Annotated in this window: 14 protein-coding genes and 2 pseudogenes; 9 read left to right on the top strand and 7 right to left on the bottom strand. The window is 56.7% G+C overall.

Going from position 1 to position 21,406, the window contains the following annotated elements; all coding sequences use genetic code 11:
- Window positions 1-15: 15 nt before the first annotated feature.
- The 5 genes from WA845_RS13390 to WA845_RS13370 form a co-directional block, all read right to left on the bottom strand.
- The gene (locus tag WA845_RS13390; protein WP_337322393.1) at window positions 16-579 is read right to left on the bottom strand and encodes a flavin reductase family protein; all 564 of its coding nucleotides are present in this window, start codon (window positions 577-579) and stop codon (window positions 16-18) included.
- A gap of 11 nt (window positions 580-590) precedes the next feature.
- Window positions 591-926 carry a ferredoxin FdxA gene (gene fdxA / locus WA845_RS13385; RefSeq protein WP_337322392.1) on the bottom strand — a complete coding sequence of 112 codons (336 nt, stop codon included), beginning with the start codon at window positions 924-926 and terminating at the stop codon, window positions 591-593.
- A gap of 103 nt (window positions 927-1,029) precedes the next feature.
- Window positions 1,030-1,629 carry a superoxide dismutase gene (locus WA845_RS13380; RefSeq protein ID WP_004438975.1) on the bottom strand — a complete coding sequence of 200 codons (600 nt, stop codon included), beginning with the start codon at window positions 1,627-1,629 and terminating at the stop codon, window positions 1,030-1,032.
- A gap of 190 nt (window positions 1,630-1,819) precedes the next feature.
- A complete protein-coding gene (locus WA845_RS13375) occupies window positions 1,820-6,307 on the bottom strand; it encodes a putative Ig domain-containing protein (RefSeq protein WP_337322391.1) in 4,488 nt (1,495 codons plus the stop codon).
- A gap of 172 nt (window positions 6,308-6,479) precedes the next feature.
- A complete protein-coding gene (locus WA845_RS13370; protein WP_337322390.1) occupies window positions 6,480-7,049 on the bottom strand; it encodes a TetR/AcrR family transcriptional regulator in 570 nt (189 codons plus the stop codon).
- A gap of 47 nt (window positions 7,050-7,096) precedes the next feature.
- On the opposite strand from WA845_RS13370, the gene WA845_RS13365 reads away from it, so the two are divergent.
- Entirely contained in the window at window positions 7,097-7,624 is a 528-nt protein-coding gene (locus WA845_RS13365; protein ID WP_044459928.1) for a dihydrofolate reductase family protein, read from the top strand.
- A 40-nt stretch (window positions 7,625-7,664) separates the two neighbouring features.
- Here WA845_RS13365 and WA845_RS13360 read toward each other — a convergent pair whose 3' ends face one another.
- Window positions 7,665-8,732, bottom strand: a complete 1,068-nt coding sequence (locus WA845_RS13360; protein ID WP_337322389.1) for a linear amide C-N hydrolase — start codon at window positions 8,730-8,732, stop codon at window positions 7,665-7,667.
- A 140-nt stretch (window positions 8,733-8,872) separates the two neighbouring features.
- Between WA845_RS13360 and WA845_RS13355 the strand changes: the two genes are divergently transcribed.
- From WA845_RS13355 to WA845_RS13340, 4 genes are all read left to right on the top strand, one after another.
- Window positions 8,873-9,673: a hypothetical protein gene (locus WA845_RS13355; RefSeq protein WP_337322425.1), complete on the top strand. Its 801-nt coding sequence runs from the start codon at window positions 8,873-8,875 to the stop codon at window positions 9,671-9,673.
- A 378-nt stretch (window positions 9,674-10,051) separates the two neighbouring features.
- Window positions 10,052-11,962 carry a ShlB/FhaC/HecB family hemolysin secretion/activation protein gene (locus WA845_RS13350; RefSeq protein ID WP_337322388.1) on the top strand — a complete coding sequence of 637 codons (1,911 nt, stop codon included), beginning with the start codon at window positions 10,052-10,054 and terminating at the stop codon, window positions 11,960-11,962.
- A gap of 18 nt (window positions 11,963-11,980) precedes the next feature.
- The gene (locus WA845_RS13345) at window positions 11,981-12,433 is read left to right on the top strand and encodes a hypothetical protein (protein WP_337322387.1); all 453 of its coding nucleotides are present in this window, start codon (window positions 11,981-11,983) and stop codon (window positions 12,431-12,433) included.
- Between the two features lie 36 nt (window positions 12,434-12,469).
- Window positions 12,470-18,982: a hemagglutinin repeat-containing protein gene (locus WA845_RS13340; RefSeq protein WP_337322386.1), complete on the top strand. Its 6,513-nt coding sequence runs from the start codon at window positions 12,470-12,472 to the stop codon at window positions 18,980-18,982.
- Window positions 18,983-19,679: 697 nt separating this feature from the next.
- Here the strand turns inward: WA845_RS13340 and WA845_RS13335 are convergent.
- Window positions 19,680-19,847, bottom strand: a pseudogene (locus WA845_RS13335) (IS5 family transposase); the annotation flags it as partial.
- Window positions 19,848-19,905: 58 nt separating this feature from the next.
- On the opposite strand from WA845_RS13335, the pseudogene WA845_RS25280 reads away from it, so the two are divergent.
- From WA845_RS25280 to WA845_RS13320, 4 genes and pseudogenes are all read left to right on the top strand, one after another.
- Window positions 19,906-20,698, top strand: a pseudogene (locus WA845_RS25280) (IS5 family transposase).
- A 16-nt stretch (window positions 20,699-20,714) separates the two neighbouring features.
- A complete protein-coding gene (locus WA845_RS13325) occupies window positions 20,715-21,032 on the top strand; it encodes a hypothetical protein (RefSeq protein WP_174151535.1) in 318 nt (105 codons plus the stop codon).
- A 44-nt stretch (window positions 21,033-21,076) separates the two neighbouring features.
- Window positions 21,077-21,202, top strand: a complete 126-nt coding sequence (locus WA845_RS25275) for a toxin C-terminal domain-containing protein (RefSeq protein ID WP_174151631.1) — start codon at window positions 21,077-21,079, stop codon at window positions 21,200-21,202.
- A 2-nt stretch (window positions 21,203-21,204) separates the two neighbouring features.
- Window positions 21,205-21,402: a hypothetical protein gene (locus WA845_RS13320; RefSeq protein WP_044459931.1), complete on the top strand. Its 198-nt coding sequence runs from the start codon at window positions 21,205-21,207 to the stop codon at window positions 21,400-21,402.
- The last annotated feature ends 4 nt before the right edge of the window (window positions 21,403-21,406 follow it).

The raw sequence follows: 21,406 nt of genomic DNA, 5'->3' as shown, positions 1-21,406 counted from the left end.
GGGAACCCTGGATCGCTAGCCCCTCGTCTCTCTGCCGGTATAGGAGCGATCGCTCCAGAGCAGGGCTTTGCGTGAGGGATCCGGGATCGATTCGGTGATGGCGCCAACGAACAGGATGTGGTCGGCGGCATCAACGGAGCCGACGAGCTCGCAATCAAGGGAGAGTAGCGCCCCGGCAAGCCGAGGGCTTCCTGAAGGCCAGGAATCCCACTGGCCGATCGAAAACCGATCCGGCAGGTTTCCCTTCCCCGCGAAAACGTCGGCGATCTCTTCCTGGCCCCTGGACAGCGCGGCGACAGAAAACCGCCGGCTTGCGGCTACGAGGTCGACCATACGGCTGCTGGCGTCGATGGAGATCATCAGAAGCGGTGGCTCCGCGCTGAGCGGCATGAAGGAGGTGATCGTGCGTCCGATCCGCTCACCCCCATGGGCGGATGAGGCCACCGCGACGGTGAAGGCGAGGGCGCTCATCGCGTCCTTGAACTCACGTGGTGAGACTGCCGGCGTAGTGGAGCCTTTCAGCGGAAGATGCGCGTGATTGACCGCACCGCCATCGATGAGCTTGAGAGTATGAGACATGCGACGCCGGGCTAACCGCCCGCTCCCGGATTCTTCGAAAAAATGGAAAACTTGGCCGCCGCGCCATTCATGATATCGGCATTGTCTGGCGGCGCTCTCTTTTGATGCACGCGCGGCCAAATGCCGGAATAGTGGCGGTTAAGGTCGAGCCAGACGTGCAGTCCCGGCTCCGTATCTGGCCTGATCGCTGCGGCGGGGCACTCTCGCTCGCAAATGCCACAGTCGATACATTGATCGGGATGGATGACGAGCATGTTCTCGCCTTCATAAAAACATTCGACCGGGCAGACGTTCACACAGTCCATATATTTGCAGGCGATGCAGTTTTCGGTGACGACATAGGGCATCTGGGTGCTCGAACGGAATGGCAGCCGGACGGCGGCTGTCCGGCTGCGCCTGAGCCGACAGGCCGCACGAGGTAGCGGCGCCGGCCAGATTGGTTCAATCAGGTCAGAGACGACCGGCGACCGCCTGCCAGTTCACCAGATTATCGAGGAAGTTCTCGATATAGGCCGGGCGCTTGTTGCGGAAATCGATGTAATAGCTGTGTTCCCACACATCGCAGCCAAGAAGCGCCTTCTGTCCGGAGCACAGCGGATTGACCCCGTTTTCAGTGCGGGTAATTTGCAGAGAACCATCGGTATCAACCACCAGCCACGCCCAGCCGGAGCCGAACTGGGAAGCGCCGGCAAGGGCGAAATTCTGCTTGAACAATGCTACCGAGCCGAAGGACTGTGTCAGCGCCTCTTCCAGCACCTTGGGCATCGCATGATGCTCAGGCCCCATGATTTCCCAGAAGAGAGTGTGGTTCCAGTGCTGGGAGGCGTTGTTGAATATGCCGGATTGTGCCACCGCACCCTTCTCATAGGTGCCTCGGACGATCTCTTCGAGGTTCCTGTTTTCCCACTCGGTCCCTGATATCGCCTTGTTGAGATTGTCGACATAGGCTTTGTGATGAAGATCATGATGGAACTTCAGCGTCTCCTCGGACATCCCCGAGGGGGCGAGCGCATCATGGGCATAGGGCAGGTCGGGAAGCTGGAAAGCCATGGGGTATTCCTTTGTCAACTGTTCGCTCAAGAGCGTGAAAGAGCCTTGCGAAATCAAGGTGACAGTACTTCTAGGACCTCTATCGCGGTTGAGGTCAAGTGGTTTTTTGATGTCATGCCAACGGCGTGCCGCCGCGGTGGTGAGGCAGGCCAGCCAACGGGACGGCGCTTCGGTTTACTTGCCTTTGCGCCTAGAATTTCTTGCTGACGCCGAGTTTCGCGCCTGCCGAGGTTTCCCCATCGCCCTCGATGTTGAAAAGGAGTGCTGCATCAAGCGACCAGTTTTCCGCCGTCTCCATGGAAACACCCGTCGCGAGGGAGCCAAATGCGCCAGATCCGTCAAGACTTGAGACGCCGACAGTACCCCCGAATCTCGGTGTGACGATCGAGCCGTTCTCAAGCGCAATCTGACGGGCCACCTCCGCGCCGAGGCTAACGCGGAGCTGTTCTTCGCGGAAACCTTCCAAGTCTATCCTGTCGCCGGCATCATTCCCCACGGCGTAATCGTCAACTGTCTCGGAAAAATAGACGCCACGAAGTTTCGGCGTGAAAGTCGTAACGTCATCAATATCCCATCGACCGGAAATCGACGTGTCGAACAGCCAGCGTGTGGTATCGAACGACCCGTCCCAGAAGGGCGTATCGATGTCATTTGCGGACCCTCCATAAAGAAGGCTACTGCTCCAGAAAATTCCCTTAGCGATTTCGAGCGATGCGTTCGGGCCTAGGAGCCAGCCGTTGCCGGTCAGTTCATTGTCACCGTCGGTGGGGTCGGTCATCCGGTCGAAGTGAAACGAGAAGCCCAGCAGAGCTTTGTCGGAAAGCAGATAGTCCACGCCGGCCGAGACCATGGCGAAACTGCCCCATTTGCTACCCGATTCATCACGATTGTGAACGAGAAACGTACCGTCCAGCCAGATGTTGAAGGCTGGCAGTTCGCTCTCCGTCACTCCATCGGACCTTTCGCGGGCAGCTTCAATCTGGGCGAGGCTGGTGGAAAAGGCGAGGACCATCCCTTCACCGGACGGTGTTGCGCGGGAGGTCACGGCCTCCGTTGCACTGGCCATCTGCCGGCGTTCCAGAAGGCCCGGAACCTTGATGGTTGAAGCAAGAAGATTCTGTCTTGTGCTGACGAAACCGTGCACGAGGCGGTCTATCTCTCGTTCGACCGCATCCTCGTTATATGTTTTGATATCGTACGTGATTGTCGCCTCGTTTGACACTCCTGTTGCGGTTTTCAAACGGAAGCCGACCCTCGCGGCGCCCTTAAACGCAGGGTTCGGTACGAATTTCAGGTATAACCCCGTCGACTGGACCGGGCCAGCCTGCGCGAACTCGCCATATACGATAGACGCCTGCCCGGCACCTTGTGGAGTCACGTACGTCAGATCGGCGCCCGTGAATGGGCCTCCCGTGGCTTTTGCGGTGAGATTGACATTTTTCGGTGCCCCGTCTTTCACCTCGATCAGCTGATCTTCGACACTCACTTCACGTGGGGTCACCTTCAGCGTATAGCCAACAGAAAGCGTGCTTCCGCGCGCATCCCGCACCTGGATGGTAAAGGTGTAATCCCCTTCTGTCTCGGTTTCGAGCGGCCCGGTCAGTTCGCCTGTCGACACGTTGAGCACCATTCCACGTGGCAACGTTCCGCCTGTGAGACCGTAGATGAGCGGCGCGGTGCCGCCAGAGCCAGTTATGGTCTGGCTGTAGGCTTCACCCGCCATCGCATCTTTCAGTGCACCGCCGGCGGGCGAGAGTGAAAGCGCGCCGGGAGGTGGCGTTACCGTCAAGGTAATGGTGGCGGTGGAACTGCCCGACGAATTGCTGACGGTATAGGTGATGCTGTCGGTACCGGAGTAGCCGCTTGCGGGACTGTAGGTGACACTGGTTCCGGCCACCGTTGCCGTGCCGTGTGACGGGCCAGCGACGAGGACCAGCGTGTCGACCCGGCCTCCGGAAAGGTTTAGCGGGACAGAGTTACCGGTACTGTCAGCAGCCACGGTCACTGCGCTATCGGTTGCGACCGGGGCCTGCGCCAGCACGGCGATGTTGTAAATCGCCGACGCTACTACATCATCTGCGTCTCGCACCGTGACACTGAAGCTTGCGACGCCCTCCGCCGTCGGCACGCCAGCGATTTCGCCCGTTGCTGCATTCAAGCTCAAGCCGCTCGGAAGCGTGCCGCCGACTGCGTACTGATAGGGTGCACGTCCACCTGAAACCGAGATGATGGCCGCGTAAGGTACTGCAGTAAAAGCATCGGCCAGTCGTCCGGGAGCGGGCGAGAAAACCAGCGTCGTTGCAGTCACATTGATGTTGACCGTCGCCGGTGCCGACGGACCGCTGACATTGGTCGCAGTGTAGGTAAAGCTGTCGTGGCCGGTATAGCCCGGCGCCGGCGTGTAGCTGATCGTGGTTCCAGTTGCGGTCGCCGTTCCATGCGCCGGTGCAGTCGCAACATTAACCGTGGTCGCTGCGCCGCCCGTTATGTCAAGGGGAAGAACGTTGTTGGACGAATCCGGCAGGATCGTGACCGAAACATCGTTTGCAATGGGCGCCGCTGGGTTGACCGTGAAACTACGCGTGACCTGCGTTGCGGCGAGGTAATCGTCGTTACCTGGCTGATCCGCGTTGATCGTGCACGTGCCGGTCGATACAAATGCCAAGATGCCGGTCGTTGTAACCGTGCAGACGGCTGTGGTGCTGGATGTGAAGACAGGCGTCAGGCCGGAATCGCTTGTCGCTGTCAGAGTGGGCGTTGTACCGAATGTCTGCGTGCCGGGATTGGTGAACGTTATTGTCTGGGCTGCACGCGGCGTAACGCTGTTTGATGACGCCGAGGGAGAGCCGGCCCCCACACTGTTTTCGGCTGTCACCGTAAACGTGTAGCTTTGGCCGTTTGTCAGGCCGTTAACAATGATTGGACTGCTCTGTCCCGTTACGGGCATGACGTCCGCCGGGCTTGCGGTGACTATGTAGGACGAAATAGAGGTGCCGCCGGTTTTCTGCGGAGGCTGGAACGATACCGATGCCTGCGTATCGCCAGCGGTCGCAGAGATGCCTGTCGGGGCATCGGGAACGGTGGGGGCGACGTTGATGGAATAGGCCCGGCTACCTGTTTCGCCATTTGCATCCGTTGCGGTAATGGTGAAGGCCGTATTCTCTGCTGCTAACGGCGTACCGGAGAGCACGCCAGCGGACGACAGTGTCAAGCCATACGGGAGAGTCCCCGTGGTTACTGAAAGGACTAGGGGGAGAGCGCCACCCGAGGCCGTCAGTGTCTGGCTGTAGGCGGTATCGTAGGTTGCCGCGGGAAGACTGGTCGGATTGATTTCGATGACGGGAGCGGCGATCGCCAGCGTATAGGATTGCGAGCCTGTACCGCCCGTGGAATCCGTTGCGGTCACCGTAAATGGGAAATTGCCGCTTCGGGTAGGGGTGCCGCTGAGTTCCCCGTTGGTTGTCAGCGAGAGACCGGGCGGAAGCGAACCAGCCGATACCGCAAAAGTGTGTGGCGCGGTGCCACCACCCGCGGAGAGGGTAATCGGCCCATAGGACTGCTGATAAACAGGGTTTGAAATCGTGACCGGCGTAATTCTTACCGGGTCATAGGTCACACTGTTGTCTGAACTTGTGGACGCTTCGTTTGGAAGCCCCGCGGGCGTCATCACGCTTCCGGCCGGAATGGCTGCAGTGACGGTTCCGGCGCGGCTCATTCCGGTTACCGCAACCCGGTAACTTGGGCCCGAGCCCGTGATCGCGACATTGGTCGCTCCTGCGGTGCCGGAAAGCTGAATGTCGGCTGCGGAAAAACCGACGATCGGCTTGTCAAAAACAACATCAAACAGGATTGGAGAGCGAGAGGTCGGATCTGCCTGAGTGGCGGCCTGATTGATCGTCACCGTTGGATTCGTGTCCACCGTGTGGCTTGAGCCGGAGCCTGTACCCGTGCTGCAACCGCCGCCGCCTGAATAGGATGCGTTTACCTGATAGGTGCCGGACGCAAGGCTAGCGGTGCGAAATGTGGCGGACGACGCTGGGCTGACTGGCCCTGTCGGCGACAGGCCGAGATTTGCAGATTGCGAACCGATGGAAATATTGACGCTGCCTGAAGGGGATTGGCCGGCGTTGCAGCCCATCGAGGAAACCGTCGCGGTCACGGCAACTTCTTGTCCGGGTATTGAAGGATTCGGTGAAGATGTTACCGAAATAATGACTGGTCCGCCATCAACGGCTCGAACGACAGTCGGATTACTTTGGAACGACACAGGGATGCCGCCAAGTCTGAGACCGGTGAATGAGGCTAGTTCCGTGAACTGGCCGGACATGACATCCATAGCATCCACTTGATAAGTAGCCGTGCAGAAAAGCTGCGCTCCGGTTCCTGTTGGGCTGTTGAATGGGTTACAGGAGATGTCCCTTTCCTTGATGGACGTCTTAGCGGGATCTAGCGTTGTTAAACTGTATGAGCCGGTGTCAATGACGAAGTCAAAGCGGACGGTGTCGCCGACCCGAGTGAACGTGTCGGGAGTGGCCGTCATCGAAACAGATTGAGCGAGGCTGGCCGTTACCGAAACGGGAACGAGCGCCAGAGCAAGCCAAGCCGCCGTCAGTATCCCGTGAAAACTCGACGCCGCACCACGGGCAACGTCACTCCACCAACTACGCCCGCTGCCCATATGCCCCCCAGCATTAGAATGTGCGAATATGCGAGACTTTGCTAGAGATGATTGGAGGCGAGAGTCAACCTCTGCTTGAATAAATCACAGGTGCTTCTCGTTATTTGCGGATAGCGTGTCGTTTTTGCCCCATCTGATGACGAAAGGTCGGTGCAACGATGAGGATTTCTGTTCACCGCCCAGCCTGTTCCACCATGTCCACCCAGTCCTTAAGCGCTCTTCGAATTGCCGAATCCGCATCTTCACTGCGGGTGAACGCCCACCACGTGTGCGCGCCCTGCCAGACGGCAGCCATCTGCCAGCCGAGACTGGCTGCGGATTGTTCATCTTTCGAGACCCGGCGCCCCAGCGATTGTGCGAGAAACTTGCCCCAGAGGGCACCTTTCGCCCTGAGTTTCGGATTGCGGATATCTTCTCTAAGCAGCAGGAGCCCGTCACAGGCGTTCTGTTCTGCAGCGTCGCCCGGCATAAGTCGCATCAGCAGGGATATCGCGCCCAGTGGGGTCAACGGCTCCTCCTCGTCCGCTGTCCGCGTCTGCGCCAGCAGGTTGTCCCATGCGCGCATCAGCACGGACTCCACAAGGTCTTCGCGGTTGCCGTAGCGCTGTACCAGCGTAGCGGCAGAGAGGCCACTGGCTTTGGCTGCGGCAGCAAAGGTCAGGCCGTCAGGCCCTGTCTGCAACATCAGCGGCAGCAGGGCGTCAAGTACCTCTTCATCGGAAACAAGCTTGTGTCTTGGCATGAGGATATTTATAAACGAATATTGATTTATAAATCAAGGAGGGTGGAGTGGCAATCATTCGTGGATATATAGCTGCCAGTCTGGACGGCTTGATCGTAGCGGGAGACGGGTCTCTCGACTGGCTCTACAAGTATGACGACATGGACCTCGGCGAGCATGATTATCGCCTGTTCCTGACGGGGATAAGGACCGTGGTCATGGGGCGGGCGACCTACGATTTCATTGCCGGGGAGCAGAGCCCCTGGGCCTATGACGGCCACCGTGTCATCGTCGTCACGTCGCGGCCGATCGAGCAGCCGAAAGGCGCGCTGGAAGTGCGCGCCGACCTGGATTCGCTGATCGAGGAACTGCGTGCTCTCGATGACGGCGATGTCTGGATGCTCGGCGGGGGCCGGCTGCAGATGGCCTTCATGGAGCGCGGCGCGCTGGATGAGATCGAAATATATGTGATCCCGGAAATGCTCGGCTCCGGGCAGCCGCTCTTTCCTCTGACCGGTTATCGGGCAAGCCCGACGCTGATAAGTGCAACAGCAATCGACAAGGGCTGTGTGAGATTGCATTACCGCTTTTCATGACGCTCCGGCGACCATGGAGCCGCAGCGGCCAGGATGAGACTCAAAGCCCCAGAAATTTGAAAGGTTGAGTCTCCTTCAGGCTGTCATTCGCCATGCCGGAATAGATATGGATCTGATTGGGGCCGAGGTCGAGTTTCTTCACTGTACCCGTCTCTTTGGAAAGATCGAGCTTCGTCAGGTCGATCCAGAAAATATTCGGTGTCAGCGCAGATTCGAAGAAATACAGCTTGCGCTTGTGATCGATCACCGTGCGCCAGCGGGTGGAGGATATGTTGGGCTGGTCCGGGGTCGTGATGCCGTAAGGAACGGAGACGTTGCGGATGACACTGAACACGCTTGCGATGGCTTCGACCGGGTTTTCGCTTTTGGGTATTGCGTTTGCGTAAAAGGATGCGCGGGCGAAACGGTCGGACGCGCGGTTCGTGCCCGGCAGCATGACGGTGCCGCCAATCTGCTTCCAGTATTCGTTCAATGCCAACTGATGGTCGAAAGTCGGCGAATTGGTCATCACCTGATACTGGCGGCCGTGATGGATGACCTGCTTGCCATCGATATATTCAACGATCGCACTGTCGCCACTCCCATCGGAGAGCGATAGATGCAGTGTCGCCAGACGCTCTTCGCCGGGGACATTATCAGTCACGATCGTGAACGGGTTTTTCTCGAGCGCACGCACCGCTTCCTCCACGGTCGCGAAATTGTCGAGCACATATTGCGCCCATGCTGCGATGGACAAGCCCGGAGATTTACCGTCATAGACGGGATAACTCGACTCAACGAGCCAGAGAACGTTGGCCGCCAGGCCTGCCTCGTTCACGCCGTCCGTCGTGGAAATGTCGTAACCCGATGCAATGACGCTGCCATATTTCGAGGTCCATTTTATGGAGTTCGGACCGGCCTCACCGGAACGGTCCATGCCGCGGGGGAAAACCCAGATATTTGTCCCCACATCGGTTTTCCAGTCCATCGAACGGGCCGTCATTACCTGATTATTCTCGCCCAAATAAACGAAACGCGTGCAGGCTTCCGCAACTGACGTGGTGAGCGTGGCGATGGACACCATGGCGGCGGTGAAGGCAGAGAAAAGCGGCAGGGTCTTCGGGCGCATTTAAACGTCTCCGGTGCTTTCGGTACAAGATACAGCGTATGATAGAAGATCGGACTTGTTGGCGGGAGTCAAATAGGTTTAGCTACGGGCGATTAGTTGGGGAGAAGGCATTGCTAAAATTATCAGCTTTTGCGGCCCTTATGGCTTTTTCTGCAAGCGCGGCCTCAGCCGCGGATCAACCCGGCTCCCTGCCCGCGAGGGTTGACGGCGCCGATTGGGCGTTTCAGGCAACGGGTTATCTGTGGGCGACGGGTTTGAACGGCAATATCTCGCCGTTCCGGCGGGCGCCGACGCTTCATGTCGAAAAATCCTTCTCTGATTTTATGGAGGATCTCAACTTCGGCGGGTTCTTGAACATCTGGGGCCGTTATGACCGCTTCGTCCTGTCCGGCGATCTAATGTATGTCGACACCACGGACAGCAAGGCGGCCGGGCCGCTGCCGGCGCTGCAAATCCCGGGTTTGCCCACCCTTCCGGCTGGCGCCGCAATCGATGCGAACGTCGATACGCAGGAATTCATGGCGACATTACAGGCCGGTTACCGGATCGTAGATGCAGATGGATTGTCCCTCGACGCCTTGGCGGGAGCCCGCTTCTGGCATATCTCCAACGCGGTGGCGGTCACTGCCAGCCATCCCCTGATCGGCAGCGTATCCGCCACGTATAAGGAAAGCTTCGGGTGGGTTGATCCCGTGATCGGCGCGCGCGCCTTTTTCAACCTCACGGATAAACTCTCCTTGCAGGGACAGGTCGATATCGGCGGCTTTGGAGCGGGATCGGATCTCACCTGGTCTGCGCTCGCGACGGTGAACTACATCTTCACGGACACATTGTCCGTATCGGCAGGTTACAAGGTGCTCGACGTGGATTACTCAGACGACGGTTACGTTTTTGATTCGAGGCTGAGCGGGCCGGTGGTCGGTCTGACCTATCGGTTCTAGCCATTGAATTGCGTTGTCTCGCCACCGTTCATATCCCATCTGAGAAACAATTTTAGTTTCCCCTTAACTTTGGTTTCCATCCGATCTTGCACACCAACGCTTGTTGCAATAACTTCTGGTTGTTGTTTGACTCGCGAAAACGCACGAATGGAGATTGGCGGATCGCGCTTAAAATTCACGGATGAAAAATAATATCCATGCCATGGTGTTGGCAAGATTGATTATTACGTGAATTTTCAGCGTGCGCGGTTCCTTGGGCAAATGACTTGCGACTATCGTTTCGCAAAGAAAGTTACTACTTTAACGCTTCTTGGATCAGATGAACTGGTCTATGCACCCGGTAGGGGATCGACAGCAAGGATAGCTGCAGAGTGAAGCATGGGCGGCATTGCCGCGACAAACTTCATTTCAAATGCAGGCCTCCCAAATATGCTACTTGCTGCTTTCATTCCGGGTTTCCGATGGCTACTCCCTCCTGATTTTTATCTCGCAGTTGCGCCGGCCACTCGAATCTTCGCAACATCCCCGGTCGCCGTGCGGGCAGAGCGGAATGCCTCCGTTAAGTCGACGGACGCTTTCAAGCGGACCTTTGCCATTTCGCTTTTTGCGAGCCTGATCGCATCAGGGCAGGCAAGTGCACAGTCGCCCGCCGATGATTTTTTCCGGCGGCAAGAACAACAAGAACAGTTGCAGCGGCTGGAAAACCTGAAGCAGGTCACGCCTGGTGGCGTCACTAGCCGTGCGGACAGGGCACCAGGAGGCGAGGCGAAGTCCAATGGCCCATGCTTCAATATCTCGCGCGTGGAGATCGAAGGTGCGACACGGCTGTCCGCCGCTGAATTCAGAAAAATTACGCAGCGTTACGACAATCGCTGCATCGGTGTTGCGGATATCGCCACTCTGCTCAAGGCCATCACCGACCTCTATCTCGACAAGGGATTCGTGACGTCTCGCGCCTATGTTCCTCCACAGGATATTGCCGGAACAGAACTGCTGCGATTGGTGGTCGTCGAAGGCACGATCTTGAATATCTACCTTAACGGCCACCCTGTTGCGAGAAACGGTTCATTCGCGACGGCTTTTCCCGGCGTGAAGGGTGAGGTGGCCAATATTCGCGATATTGAACAGGGGCTGGACCAGATCAATCGCCTGTCATCGAACGACGCGAAAACCTCGATGTTGCCGGGCAAGGAAGATGGAACGTCTATCCTCAATGTCGAGAACAAGCCGCGCAAGCGCTGGTATGCGAGCATTTCCAACAACAATCTCGGTCAAGAGAGTACCGGTTACTCCCAGACCAATGTTTCCGTCGGCTTAGACGACCTGTTGGGCATCAATGATCAGTTGGGGTTCTCCTATGGGCGTAGCGGCCCGGACTACCCTTGGGACGACGATGGCCGCGGGCACAGCAACAGCTATTCGGTCAATACAAGTGTACCTTATGGCTACTGGACTTTTTCAACGAATGGCTCCTGGTACGAATATGAGAGCACCATCCCCGGCAATTTTGGACCGATCGAAACATCGGGCAATTCCGGTCAGGTTGGATTTGGCATAGACCGCGTCATTCTGCGCGACAAGGATTCCATCACGACCCTCAGAGGCGGTCTCACCTACAAGCAGACGGACAACTTTCTTCTCGGCAATCGAATTGAGGTGGGAAGCCGTCGATACACGATTGGCAGTCTGGGCTTGTCGCGTTCACAGAGAATTCTGGGTGGCGTCATCGCCCTCGATTTTGCCCTTGATAAGGGCCTCGATCTCTTCGACGCCGTGGAGGCCGGCGAGCCCGGAGCCGGCACGGCCGATCCTCGGTTTCTGAAATTTACCACAACTGTCACCGCAACGCGGCCGTTCGAGGCCGCTGGCCAGCGGTTCGAGTTAACGACGCTCCTCAATGCCCAATATTCGCCCGATAACATGTTTGGCGCAGAACAGATCGGACTTGGTGGCTACAGCAACGTACGCGGCCTGAGGGAAAGCGTCATATTCGGTAACAACGGATTTTTCAGCCGCAACGAACTGGTTTGGCGGACAATGCCATGGGAGGGCACAAGTCTGGCGCCCGTTCTGGGCGAATTACGCCCCTACCTGGGCCTCGATTATGGCCGCGTGTTCTCGCAGCATCGCTTCGATATTCCCGACGGCTATCTCGCGAGTTGGACCGTTGGTGCGAAACTCGTGGGCGGAAACATCAGTGCCGATTTCGGCTACTCCCAGGCATTTTCCAGCAGCGTGAGTGGCGGACGCGGAAATCTCATTTTCGCCAGCGTAACGGCACGCTGGTAGGCTTCAAAAGAGAATATTATGATCAGATCTTCGTTTAACACCTCCAAATTACCTTTCGTATCCGCGCTGGTGGCAACGGCCATTGTCGTTTCCGGTTGCGGTGGTCGGGCGGCGAATCCGGTCTCCTCGACCAACCCGGCCGACAGCGCTTTCGATTGCGCCGGCATAAAGCGCGAATTCGAGGCCAATGAGCGCCAGGTGCTCTCGACGGTGAAAGAACGATCCGATGCGCAGGGTAAGAACGTGGTCCTTGGCGCGACCGGTGTTCTTCTGTTTTGGCCCGCCCTTTTCTTCATGGACCCGAAATCGCCGGAAAAACTGGAGATCGACGCCTTACGTAACCGCAATCAGGTCCTTGCCGAGATCGCCAAAAGCAAAAAATGCCCAGCTCCGCAATCGAAGCTGGCAGATGTCTACAAGAAACTCGACAGCAAGCCATCTACGGCCGACACGAGCAGAAAAGACCGCTAAGCCCCAAATTCCGTCTGCCACGAGAGGCGAGCAACAATGACATCACAGTTTAAGCGTCTTCCACGCAAGACAATCGACCTCGCGTTGTTCGCTGGTGCCGGGACGCTGGCTCAAAAAATCATTGCCACCGTTGTCAGTTTTACGCTCCTGCTTCAGCCAGCGCTTCTTCACGCACAGGACATATCGCCGGAAGTTGGAGGATCTTTTGCAAATCGCCCCGGGATAGGGGCTGCTCCGAACGGAGTGCCGCTCATTGATATCGTCGGACCCAACAGCCAAGGTCTGTCGCACAACAAATACAACAATTTCAACGTCGGCACACCGGGGGTCATTCTCAACAACTTCAATGGTGAGGTGGGCACCTCGAAACTGGGTGGCGTGACACCCGGCAATCCAAATCTGCAAGGTAAAGGCCCTGCGTCCGTCATCCTCAACGAGGTCACGTCGCAAAACCGCAGTTCGCTTCTCGGTCCGACCGAAGTGTTCGGTGGCAGGGCCGATGTCATCATTGCCAATCCGAACGGGATCACCTGCGACGGCTGCGGTTTCATCAACACGCCACGAGCCACGCTGACGACAGGTGTGCCTGACATCGGCAGCGATGGACGTCTCAATGGATTCACGGTCAACGCAGGGGATGTCACTTTCGGCCCTGGGGGTGGGAATTTTGCGCTTGGTGATGGTGCAGTCAGTCTGTTCGATGTCGTGTCCCGTACCATCCAGATCGACGGAACGATCTACGGTGAGGATTTGCGCCTGACTGCCGGCAAGAGCAAGTTCGATTATGCCACCGGGGAGGCAACAGCGCTCGATGCCACCTCCGGAACACCTGAATACGCAATCGATGGTTCAGCACTCGGGGCCATGCAGGCCGGCCGCATCAAGATGGTTGTCACGGAAAAAGGTGCCGGCGTTCGCATGCGCGGCGACATGGCGGCCAATGCCGGGGAGCTTTCGCTGTCGGCAGACGGTAAAATTTCGATCGGCAATACCTCTGGCAATAACGGCGTCAGCATCTCTTCGAAGGGGAGTGTTTCGGCCGGTCGTCTGACCTCGAAAAAATCAGTGTCGGTCAAGGCGGGGAAGGACGCCAGGGTCGCTTCTATCGGTGCAGAAAAGGATATCCTGATCAATGGCGGAGCAGGCTTCATCGATGTCGCCGGTACTCTCGGGGCGAGTGGCGCACTCAACCTTCTGGCAGACGGGCGTATTGCCTTGGCCGACGCGTCGGCTGCCGGACCTGTTTCGCTATGGTCGGGGGCTGGCTCCATTGCCATCAGCGGCACGGCCCAGTCTGGCGCGGCGATGTCACTTACGGCGGCCTCAGGAGCAATCACAGCGGGCTCGCTGCTTTCGAAAGGCGATTTGGCTCTGCTCTCCGGCCTTGATCTGGGGATTTCCGGGCTCGTGCTTGCAGAAGGGAATTTGCAGGCTTCGGCTGGCAGTGACATCCGCTATGACAGTCTGGAGGCAAACGGAGACGTTTTGCTGTCTTCGACAGGTGGTGTCATCAGCTTCGATAAACGCACGGCAGCAGGGGGCGACATCAGGATCAGGCAGCAAAATGCCGATCTTTCAAATAATAGGAGCAGACTTGCCACATCCGGCACGCTCTACATCAATGCCAATAATATCAATCTCACCAACAGCACGCTGACGTCAGGTGGCATTGATCTCACCTCATCTGGAACGACAGATCTGACCGGTGCGCGGCTCAATGCTGTCACCGCGAGCAGCACAGCTCGTTCCGTTCAGGGGTCAGGTGACATCGCGATCCAAGCGGGTAGCCTCACTGCGAATGACGCCACCAATATTCTTGCGGCCCATGATCTGACGCTGTCGCTTTCGCAACTTGCCAACTCCGGTCAGCTGGCTGCTCGCAATGATCTTACCCTCAATATCGCCGGCAACCTGACCAACACCGCCACGGGGCTCATCTATGCCGGTAACGACGCGGCACTTTTCGTGGGCGGCGTGCTGGCTAATGATCAGGGGGCGATTGTCGCAGGTCGTGACCTCACAATTGCTGGAAGTGCTTCTGGCGCGCGCAATTCTGCTACGGTCAACAGTTCAGGTCTAATTTCCGCTAGTCGCAATATCTCGATCCTGACGGCAAATCTGCGTAACGAGAAAAGCGTGGCTCCGACCTATACGAGCCAGCAAATCTCAAACGCACTCGTGTCGGCTTATGACACCTATTATGCACGCGAATGTGGAGATTGTTCATCTCCCGTCTCTTTTGCTGGCAAGCAGTTCGTCATTGGTGCGCCCATTCGCCATGTCTATCGTGATGTGATTGAAGACCGTCTCACATCGGCTGGTAGCCCCGCAGCGACAATCAGGGCGGGCAATACGCTTTTTGTCGATACCGTCGATCTTACCAATGCCTATAGCAACATTGAAGCCGGCTCCGGCATGACACTTGTTGGCTCCGGCACTCTTAACAATCTCGGTTTGCAATTGCAGCGTACCACTTCGCTCAATTGCAACCAACAAGGTGGCTGCCAATATTATCCTGACGTCATCTATGAGTGGCAGGAATCGAAAACAAGCGGCGATACAGGTGGTTGGGAAGGTTCATGGCAGGTCGCCATGCCTGGTCCCAGTCCCTTTGGCACGCGCGATGCGTCAAAGGATATCGGGCCAGGACGGAGTGTAGAAAGCGTCGAGGCGATCGGCGGTGTTCCCGCGGCGATCCGCTCTGGCGGAGCGCTGGGTATTACCGGTTTTGGTACCGTTAACAATACCGCCGCAGCAGGTACGATCGCAGATCATGTCAGCGTAGTAGCGCCTGCGCCGTCGAGCGATCCGACCGGATTGCTCGCTGGCATGACCGCAAGCGGTGCGCTGTTCACTATTGGCTCCGTTGCAGGCCCGCAGTCCGGCGGCTTTGGCGGCACCATTCCCGGTCAGACGTTCCTCTATGAAACGCGTGCCGCCTTCCTCGATGTCTCGAAATTCTACGGATCGAGCTATTTCCTTGGCCGCATCGGCTACCAGCCGGACCGGCAGATCCAGTTCCTTGGAGACGCCTATTTCGAGAACCAATATATTGAGCAGCAGCTCAAACTGGCGACGGGTTCCGGCTTCACCGGGCAGGATTCGATCGCTCAGATAAAGCAATTGCTCGACAACGGAGCCGCCTATCTGGGAGCGCAGCAGCGCCCGCTCGGCGAACCGCTTACGGCCGAGGAGATCGCCAGCCTCACCGAATCCGTCGTCGTATATGAGTGGCAGACGGTGAACGGTACGACCGTTCTTGCGCCGGTACTACATCTCGCCGCCAATGACAGGGAAAGATTGAATTCTGCGGGCGCGCTGATCGCGGGCAATCAGGTGACGATCGATACCGGCCTGCTTGCAACATCAGGGATGGTGGCATCGACCGGCGATCTTAGCGTTTCTGGTTCGTCGATCGCGGCAATCGGCGGCACCTTCACGGCGGGTGGCAATGCCTCGCTGAAGGGTAACGAGAACATTCTGCTCGCCAATGCGAAGGTGACGGCCGGCGGCAATCTCGGCCTGACGTCGAATGGAGACATCAATATCTCCGTCACCGAACGGTCGACGACCAGCACTTTGCGCGACAAGCGGAGTTTTACGACGGTTGTGAGAACCGCCAGCCAGGGTTCCGAGATCACCGCGGGCGGGTCGGTCTCAGCCAATGCAGGTGGCAACCTCAACGTCATCGGCAGCAACATTGCTGCCGATGGAACGGTCGGTCTGAAAGCGACCGGCGATGTGACAATCGCTGAGGCCATCGACACCACCACGATAGATTACACCTATAGGAAAAAGGGCGGTCTGTTCGGCGGAAGCAAACAGACGACGAGCCACACGGAAACGCAGACCGTCGTCGGATCATCGGTTAGCAGTGGGAAGGGCGTGTCCATCATCTCAGGTGGAGATACCGTCGTCTCCGCCTCGAAGGTGACTGCCGGCGACGAGACCGACAAAGCCGATATCAATGTCAGCGCGGGCGGCGATCTGCTGATCGCGTCGGGCAGGAATACGGCGGAGTTCGAGCAGAGCTCCTCATCCAGGGGCTTTCTCTCGAAAAAGAGCTCGACGCAGTACAACTACGACGAAGCCACAGTCAGCTCCGAGCTTTCCGCATCCGGCAACATCAAGCTAAATGCTGGCGGCAACGCTGTCATCGCCGGCTCGAACATAACGGCAGGCGATGCGATCAGCGTCGCGGGTGACAGCGTCGCCATCATCGGAGCCGAGGAGCAGCATGCGCTGGAAAGCAGCAGCAAGAAATCCGGCCTGTTCGCCGGTTCCGGCGGCGGCTTCCTCTCGCTCTGGGGCAAGGAACAGAAAGAAAAGAGCCAATCGTCTACCCTTAATGTCGGCTCCGCGCTGACTGCCGGGACCGATGTTACTCTCACGGCGCGCGAAAACGACGTCAATGTTATCGGTTCTTCTATCATGGCCGGCCGTGACATCGCGCTGGAGGCAGCCCGCGACGTCAATATCACTCCCGGGGCTGAAAGTGCCTCATCGCAGGAGAAGGAAAAACGCTCGGGCTTCGGCATTCAGGTGAAATCTGGCAACGGCAGCGCATCGATCGGTATCGGCTACGGCAAGTCGGTCGATCGGACCAGTCAGTCATCAGAGACTAACGCCAGATCCATCCTGTTTGCCGGTCGTGACCTAATCATATCCGCTGGCCGAGACGCCAACCTGCAGGCCGCTCAGCTATCGGCAGACCGCGATGTCGCCATCCTTGCGGAGCGCAACGTCAATCTGCTTTCCGCGCAGGACAAGTCCAACTACGAAAGCCTGCATGAGGAGTTTTTCGCGGGCGTAAGTCTGTCGGTGGCGACCTCGGTGGTGAACGCGGCTACGAGCGTAAGCGGCGCAGCACAGAAGCTTACGACCATCAATGATGGCTATTCTGCCGCCAATGCTGCCTTTGCCTCGCTGAAAGCCTATGATGCGCTTGATAAGATTGCCAAGGGCGGCAACCTTGTCTCGGCGTCGCTGACCGTGGGATTCAGCTACCAGAAAGAAAGGGAAACCGCGCAATCCTCTGTCCCGGTTCCGACCGAGATACGCGCAGCGCAGTCGGTAACGATTGAGGCCGTCTCCGGGGATTTGACGAGCCATGGCGCACAAATCGCTGCAGGTTACGGTTCAGAAGGACAGATCGTGGTCTCCGACAATGAAAAAGCCGGTGATATTACGCTCAAGGCCGGCAAGGATATCATTCTCGAAAGCGCCCAGGCGACCAACAGCTCATCGACGAGCAGCATGTCAGGCGGTGCAAACTTCGGTGTTTCCGCTGGCGTCGGCATCAACGGTGTCAGCGCCGGATTGACGGGCGGGGCCAATGCGTCCGTCGGCAACTCCAACGCCGATGGGACAAATCAGGTCAATAGTCATGTCAGCGGAACCGGTGACATAACTCTAAAGTCAGGAAACGATACGCGTCTCGCGGGTGCGGTGGTCTCCGGGGACACGGTCACTGCCGATGTCGGTGGTGATCTCACGATCCTGTCCGTGCCAGATACCGGTACAAACTCCAACCACTCCGCCTCGGCCGGGTTCAGCCTCGGCGGAGGCCAGCTTCTGTCCGGCGTGCAAGTTGGCGGTGGCAGCGGTTCTGGAGAAACGAACTGGATCACTGAGCAGTCCGGCCTCGTTTCCAATGGAGCGATGCACGTCACCGTCGGCGGCAATACCCATCTGGGTGCCGGAAAGATCATCTCTGCAACCGGTGACCTCATACTCGATACGGGCACATTGACCCACGACAACTTTGAAGGCCAGAAGGGTTACGAAGGTTTCAGTGTTGATCTTGGTACCGATCTTTCCAGTGGAAAGGACGCAGCCGGTAACGCCACCACCAACCATACGCTGGAAGGTTCCTACCGGCTCGACGACACTCGCCAGACGGTACGCGCCACTGTCGGGCCAGGCGATATTGTCATTCGTGACCAGGAGCAGCAAGCGGTGCTGGAAAAGGACGGTGCTTCTACCATCCCGCTCGACGAACTCAACCGCGATCCAAACAAGGCTTATGAAGTCACCAAAGACAAGCACGTCGATCTCGAGGTCTATATCTCCACCAACAGCTTGAATGCAGCAATTGAGGCAGGCAAGACGGTCACCGAAGTTATCGGCAGTGTCTTTGCAAAGATGGCTTCCGACGGCAATTTGTCATCCACAGATGCCCAATCGGCGACTGCAATCGCCTCTTATCGGGATGATCCTCAGGTTCTGGCTCAGTTGGAACAATGTGGAATACACGGGGGAACATGTCAGATTGAAATAGGTGGCGCAGGCACGTATTTCTTTTCGACATCTGGTGCTTCGATTTCTCTTGAAACATATAAGGCTATAGCCAAAGCTGAGTTACATTTCGTTGGCAAAGGGGGGACACCTGGAAACAATCAGGCCCAAAACAAGCAGGTAGACGATATAGTGCGAATGCTAGGACTAAGCCCAAACCAGCGCAGAAGGCTGCACGACGAGATTACGGGACAAGGCTATTCGTTTCACGAGATAAAGCAAATTGCAGTCGACATGTTTGACTTGAATTAGAGGTATTGCGACTTTGAATGGCGAACTTCTCAAAAATATCTTCCAACCCATAATAGGTGAGCCAGCTTGGCTGGTGCGAATGGGGCACGGAAGCTTCCTAACTTTCGAGTTTGGAAGGGCAGGTATACGGCGTATAGAGCCCACCACGAGGAAAAAGCGGCGAAGTATATCAGTTCACGGGGAATGGCATCTGTGGATTTATTGTTGTCGCTGGCACGTTTTAGATAATGCTGCTCTATTGGCGAGTAGCAATTCAGACCAGTCTCAGATGTCGAGAGCCGCGCATTTTCTCGACGGCCAAATTTTACGTTCGGTCTCTTACATACCAGATACTATGCGATGCCGGTTCGAGTTTGATTTAGGTGGGGTCTTAGAGACGTGGCTCAATACTGATGACCCTGCTGAACAGTGGTTACTTTACCACAATCAAGATGACGTATGGATCCTCAATGCTGCAAATGAACTCGAGGCCGCGCCGTATGATGAGAAGACGAACTAGGTCTTGTTGACAAACTTATCAGTGATAATGCGATAAGATCGCTGACCGACAACGCATGGAGGTGGTCGCATCGGAGGTCATCTCGGATTTTGGTTATGAAACAATAATGACTGTCTTCACGTCTCCACCATCGGATGGACCGCAGGTTCCGGTTGATAGGCGATGGTGGACTTACAAGCGATTTGAGCCATTGCTGGGCTAAAGGCGTTGTGTGAAGTGCGGCAGCCAGATTTTTGCGGCGGCCAGCGAAAGGAACGCTTCGAAGGAAGTTCGGGTCTTGTCGTAACGGGGGGCAATCCGTCGGAACTGTCTGAGCCTGTTGAACATTTGTTCGATGCGGTTGTGGTCTTTATGTACCTTGAAGTCGCAGGGAGGCGGCTCTATCCATAGAGCATGATTCAAGACTGCCTTTTAGGAAGCGATTTTGCCTCGCGGCGACCTGACGGATTTGGAATGGCGGATTGTTGGAGGACTACTGCCCACTGAGCGCGGGAGGAAATCTCGCCCTTCTCACGATAATCGGCAGTATCTCAACGGAATGTTGCATGTTCGCGTGTCGGGTGCCCTTGGCGCGACATGCATGAGCGGTATGGCAAGTGGAATTCCGTCTACGTGCGCTTCCGCCGTTGGGCAGAACAAGGCGTATGGGATGTCCTGCTGGAGACGCTTGTCGAACTGGGCTTGACCGATGACTGGCAGCATATGATTGACAGCACCACGGTTCGCGGCCATTCTCAGGCTGCGGGCGCAAAAGAGGGACTTATAAGGAGGCTTTTGGTCGATCACGCGGCGGCTTTTCTACAAAAATCCACGCCCGTGCGGACTGTCAGGGACGCCCTCTCGGCTTCATCCTGACAAGGCGGTGAAGCTTCGGATTACAATACCGTTCCCGATCTGTTAGCCATGCCGGTTGCCAAGCCGAGGCTGTTTCTCGCTAACAAGGGCTATGACAGCGACGCTCTGCGCGAAGAGTTGCTGATCCACGGGGTCAGGCCCGTTATTCCTCCGAGGGCCAACGGCAAAGACCAACCGCCTGTGACTTCACAGTCTACATGGACCGAAATCGTATCGAGCGGCTGTTCAACCGGCTGAAGCAATTTCGTCGTGTCGCCACCCGATACGATAAAACCCAAAAATCCTTCGCCGCCTTTCTCGTGTTGGCCGCCGCAAAAATATGGTTGCCACACTTGCTCTGGTTCATGAGTTGTGCACCTTAGTTAAGACGGTAACACGTTGCAAAAAAGGAGAAAATTCTTTTATGACTTCAATCATTTAGACCGAATAGCGAAAGACCTGATCGCAACTGGGAAGGCAGCGGACGCGATCAAGATTTATCTTTTCATGGCAGATGGCGACCAGTCGTTGGATGCCGGATATCTCGGGGAGCGGTTGGGAGAGTGTTATGAGAAGATTGGTGACCTGCATGCCGCAAAATATTGGTATGGAAGAGCGGTGGAGGAAAATCCCGACGTCAGGCTGATTTCTGTAGCAGCGCATAAAAGCCTCCACGAAGTCAGCATCGAAGCTTTTTTGGGCGACGCAGAAAAGTAGTTCTTAACGAGCACCTCAAGCTACTTTGTCAACAGAACCTATTCATAACAAGGGATTTGGATGGTCATAATGGAGGCGCTTGGAAGATGGCCGCTTCCGTTAAGGACCTCGGAGGTAAGGGGACGCGCCTCGGAACTTATGACTCAAATCTGAATCGTATAGGGGATTGATAATGAACGTTAAAGACACAGATCATAAGGATTGGGCTAATAGAGGGAAAACCATTGAAGAGTTGATAAAGGAACTTCAGTCCTTTGAAAACCAAGGCTTGCCGGTAGAGATATCCATCGATGGAGGTGATGATGTCCGACCGATCAGTCTTGTAGGAAAAAAGGACGGGAAATGCTTGCTTATCTATCTGAATAAATAGTTTA

This window comes from Agrobacterium sp. CMT1 (assembly GCF_037203725.1).
GTDB lineage: Bacteria > Pseudomonadota > Alphaproteobacteria > Rhizobiales > Rhizobiaceae > Agrobacterium > Agrobacterium pusense.
Note: the sequence above shows the minus strand (reverse complement) of the source record. Positions and strands in the feature narration are given on the sequence as shown.

Coding starts and splice junctions, on each gene's coding strand:
- WA845_RS13340 (WP_337322386.1), top strand. CDS start 12,470: ATGACATCACAGTTTAAGCGTCTTCCACGCAAGACAATCGACCTCGCG.
- WA845_RS13360 (WP_337322389.1), bottom strand. CDS start 8,732: ATGCGCCCGAAGACCCTGCCGCTTTTCTCTGCCTTCACCGCCGCCATG.
- fdxA (WP_337322392.1), bottom strand. CDS start 926: ATGCCCTATGTCGTCACCGAAAACTGCATCGCCTGCAAATATATGGAC.
- WA845_RS13380 (WP_004438975.1), bottom strand. CDS start 1,629: ATGGCTTTCCAGCTTCCCGACCTGCCCTATGCCCATGATGCGCTCGCC.
- WA845_RS13345 (WP_337322387.1), top strand. CDS start 11,981: ATGATCAGATCTTCGTTTAACACCTCCAAATTACCTTTCGTATCCGCG.
- WA845_RS13350 (WP_337322388.1), top strand. CDS start 10,052: ATGGGCGGCATTGCCGCGACAAACTTCATTTCAAATGCAGGCCTCCCA.
- WA845_RS13375 (WP_337322391.1), bottom strand. CDS start 6,307: ATGGGCAGCGGGCGTAGTTGGTGGAGTGACGTTGCCCGTGGTGCGGCG.
- WA845_RS13320 (WP_044459931.1), top strand. CDS start 21,205: ATGAACGTTAAAGACACAGATCATAAGGATTGGGCTAATAGAGGGAAA.
- WA845_RS13355 (WP_337322425.1), top strand. CDS start 8,873: ATGGCTTTTTCTGCAAGCGCGGCCTCAGCCGCGGATCAACCCGGCTCC.
- WA845_RS13390 (WP_337322393.1), bottom strand. CDS start 579: ATGTCTCATACTCTCAAGCTCATCGATGGCGGTGCGGTCAATCACGCG.
- WA845_RS13370 (WP_337322390.1), bottom strand. CDS start 7,049: ATGCCAAGACACAAGCTTGTTTCCGATGAAGAGGTACTTGACGCCCTG.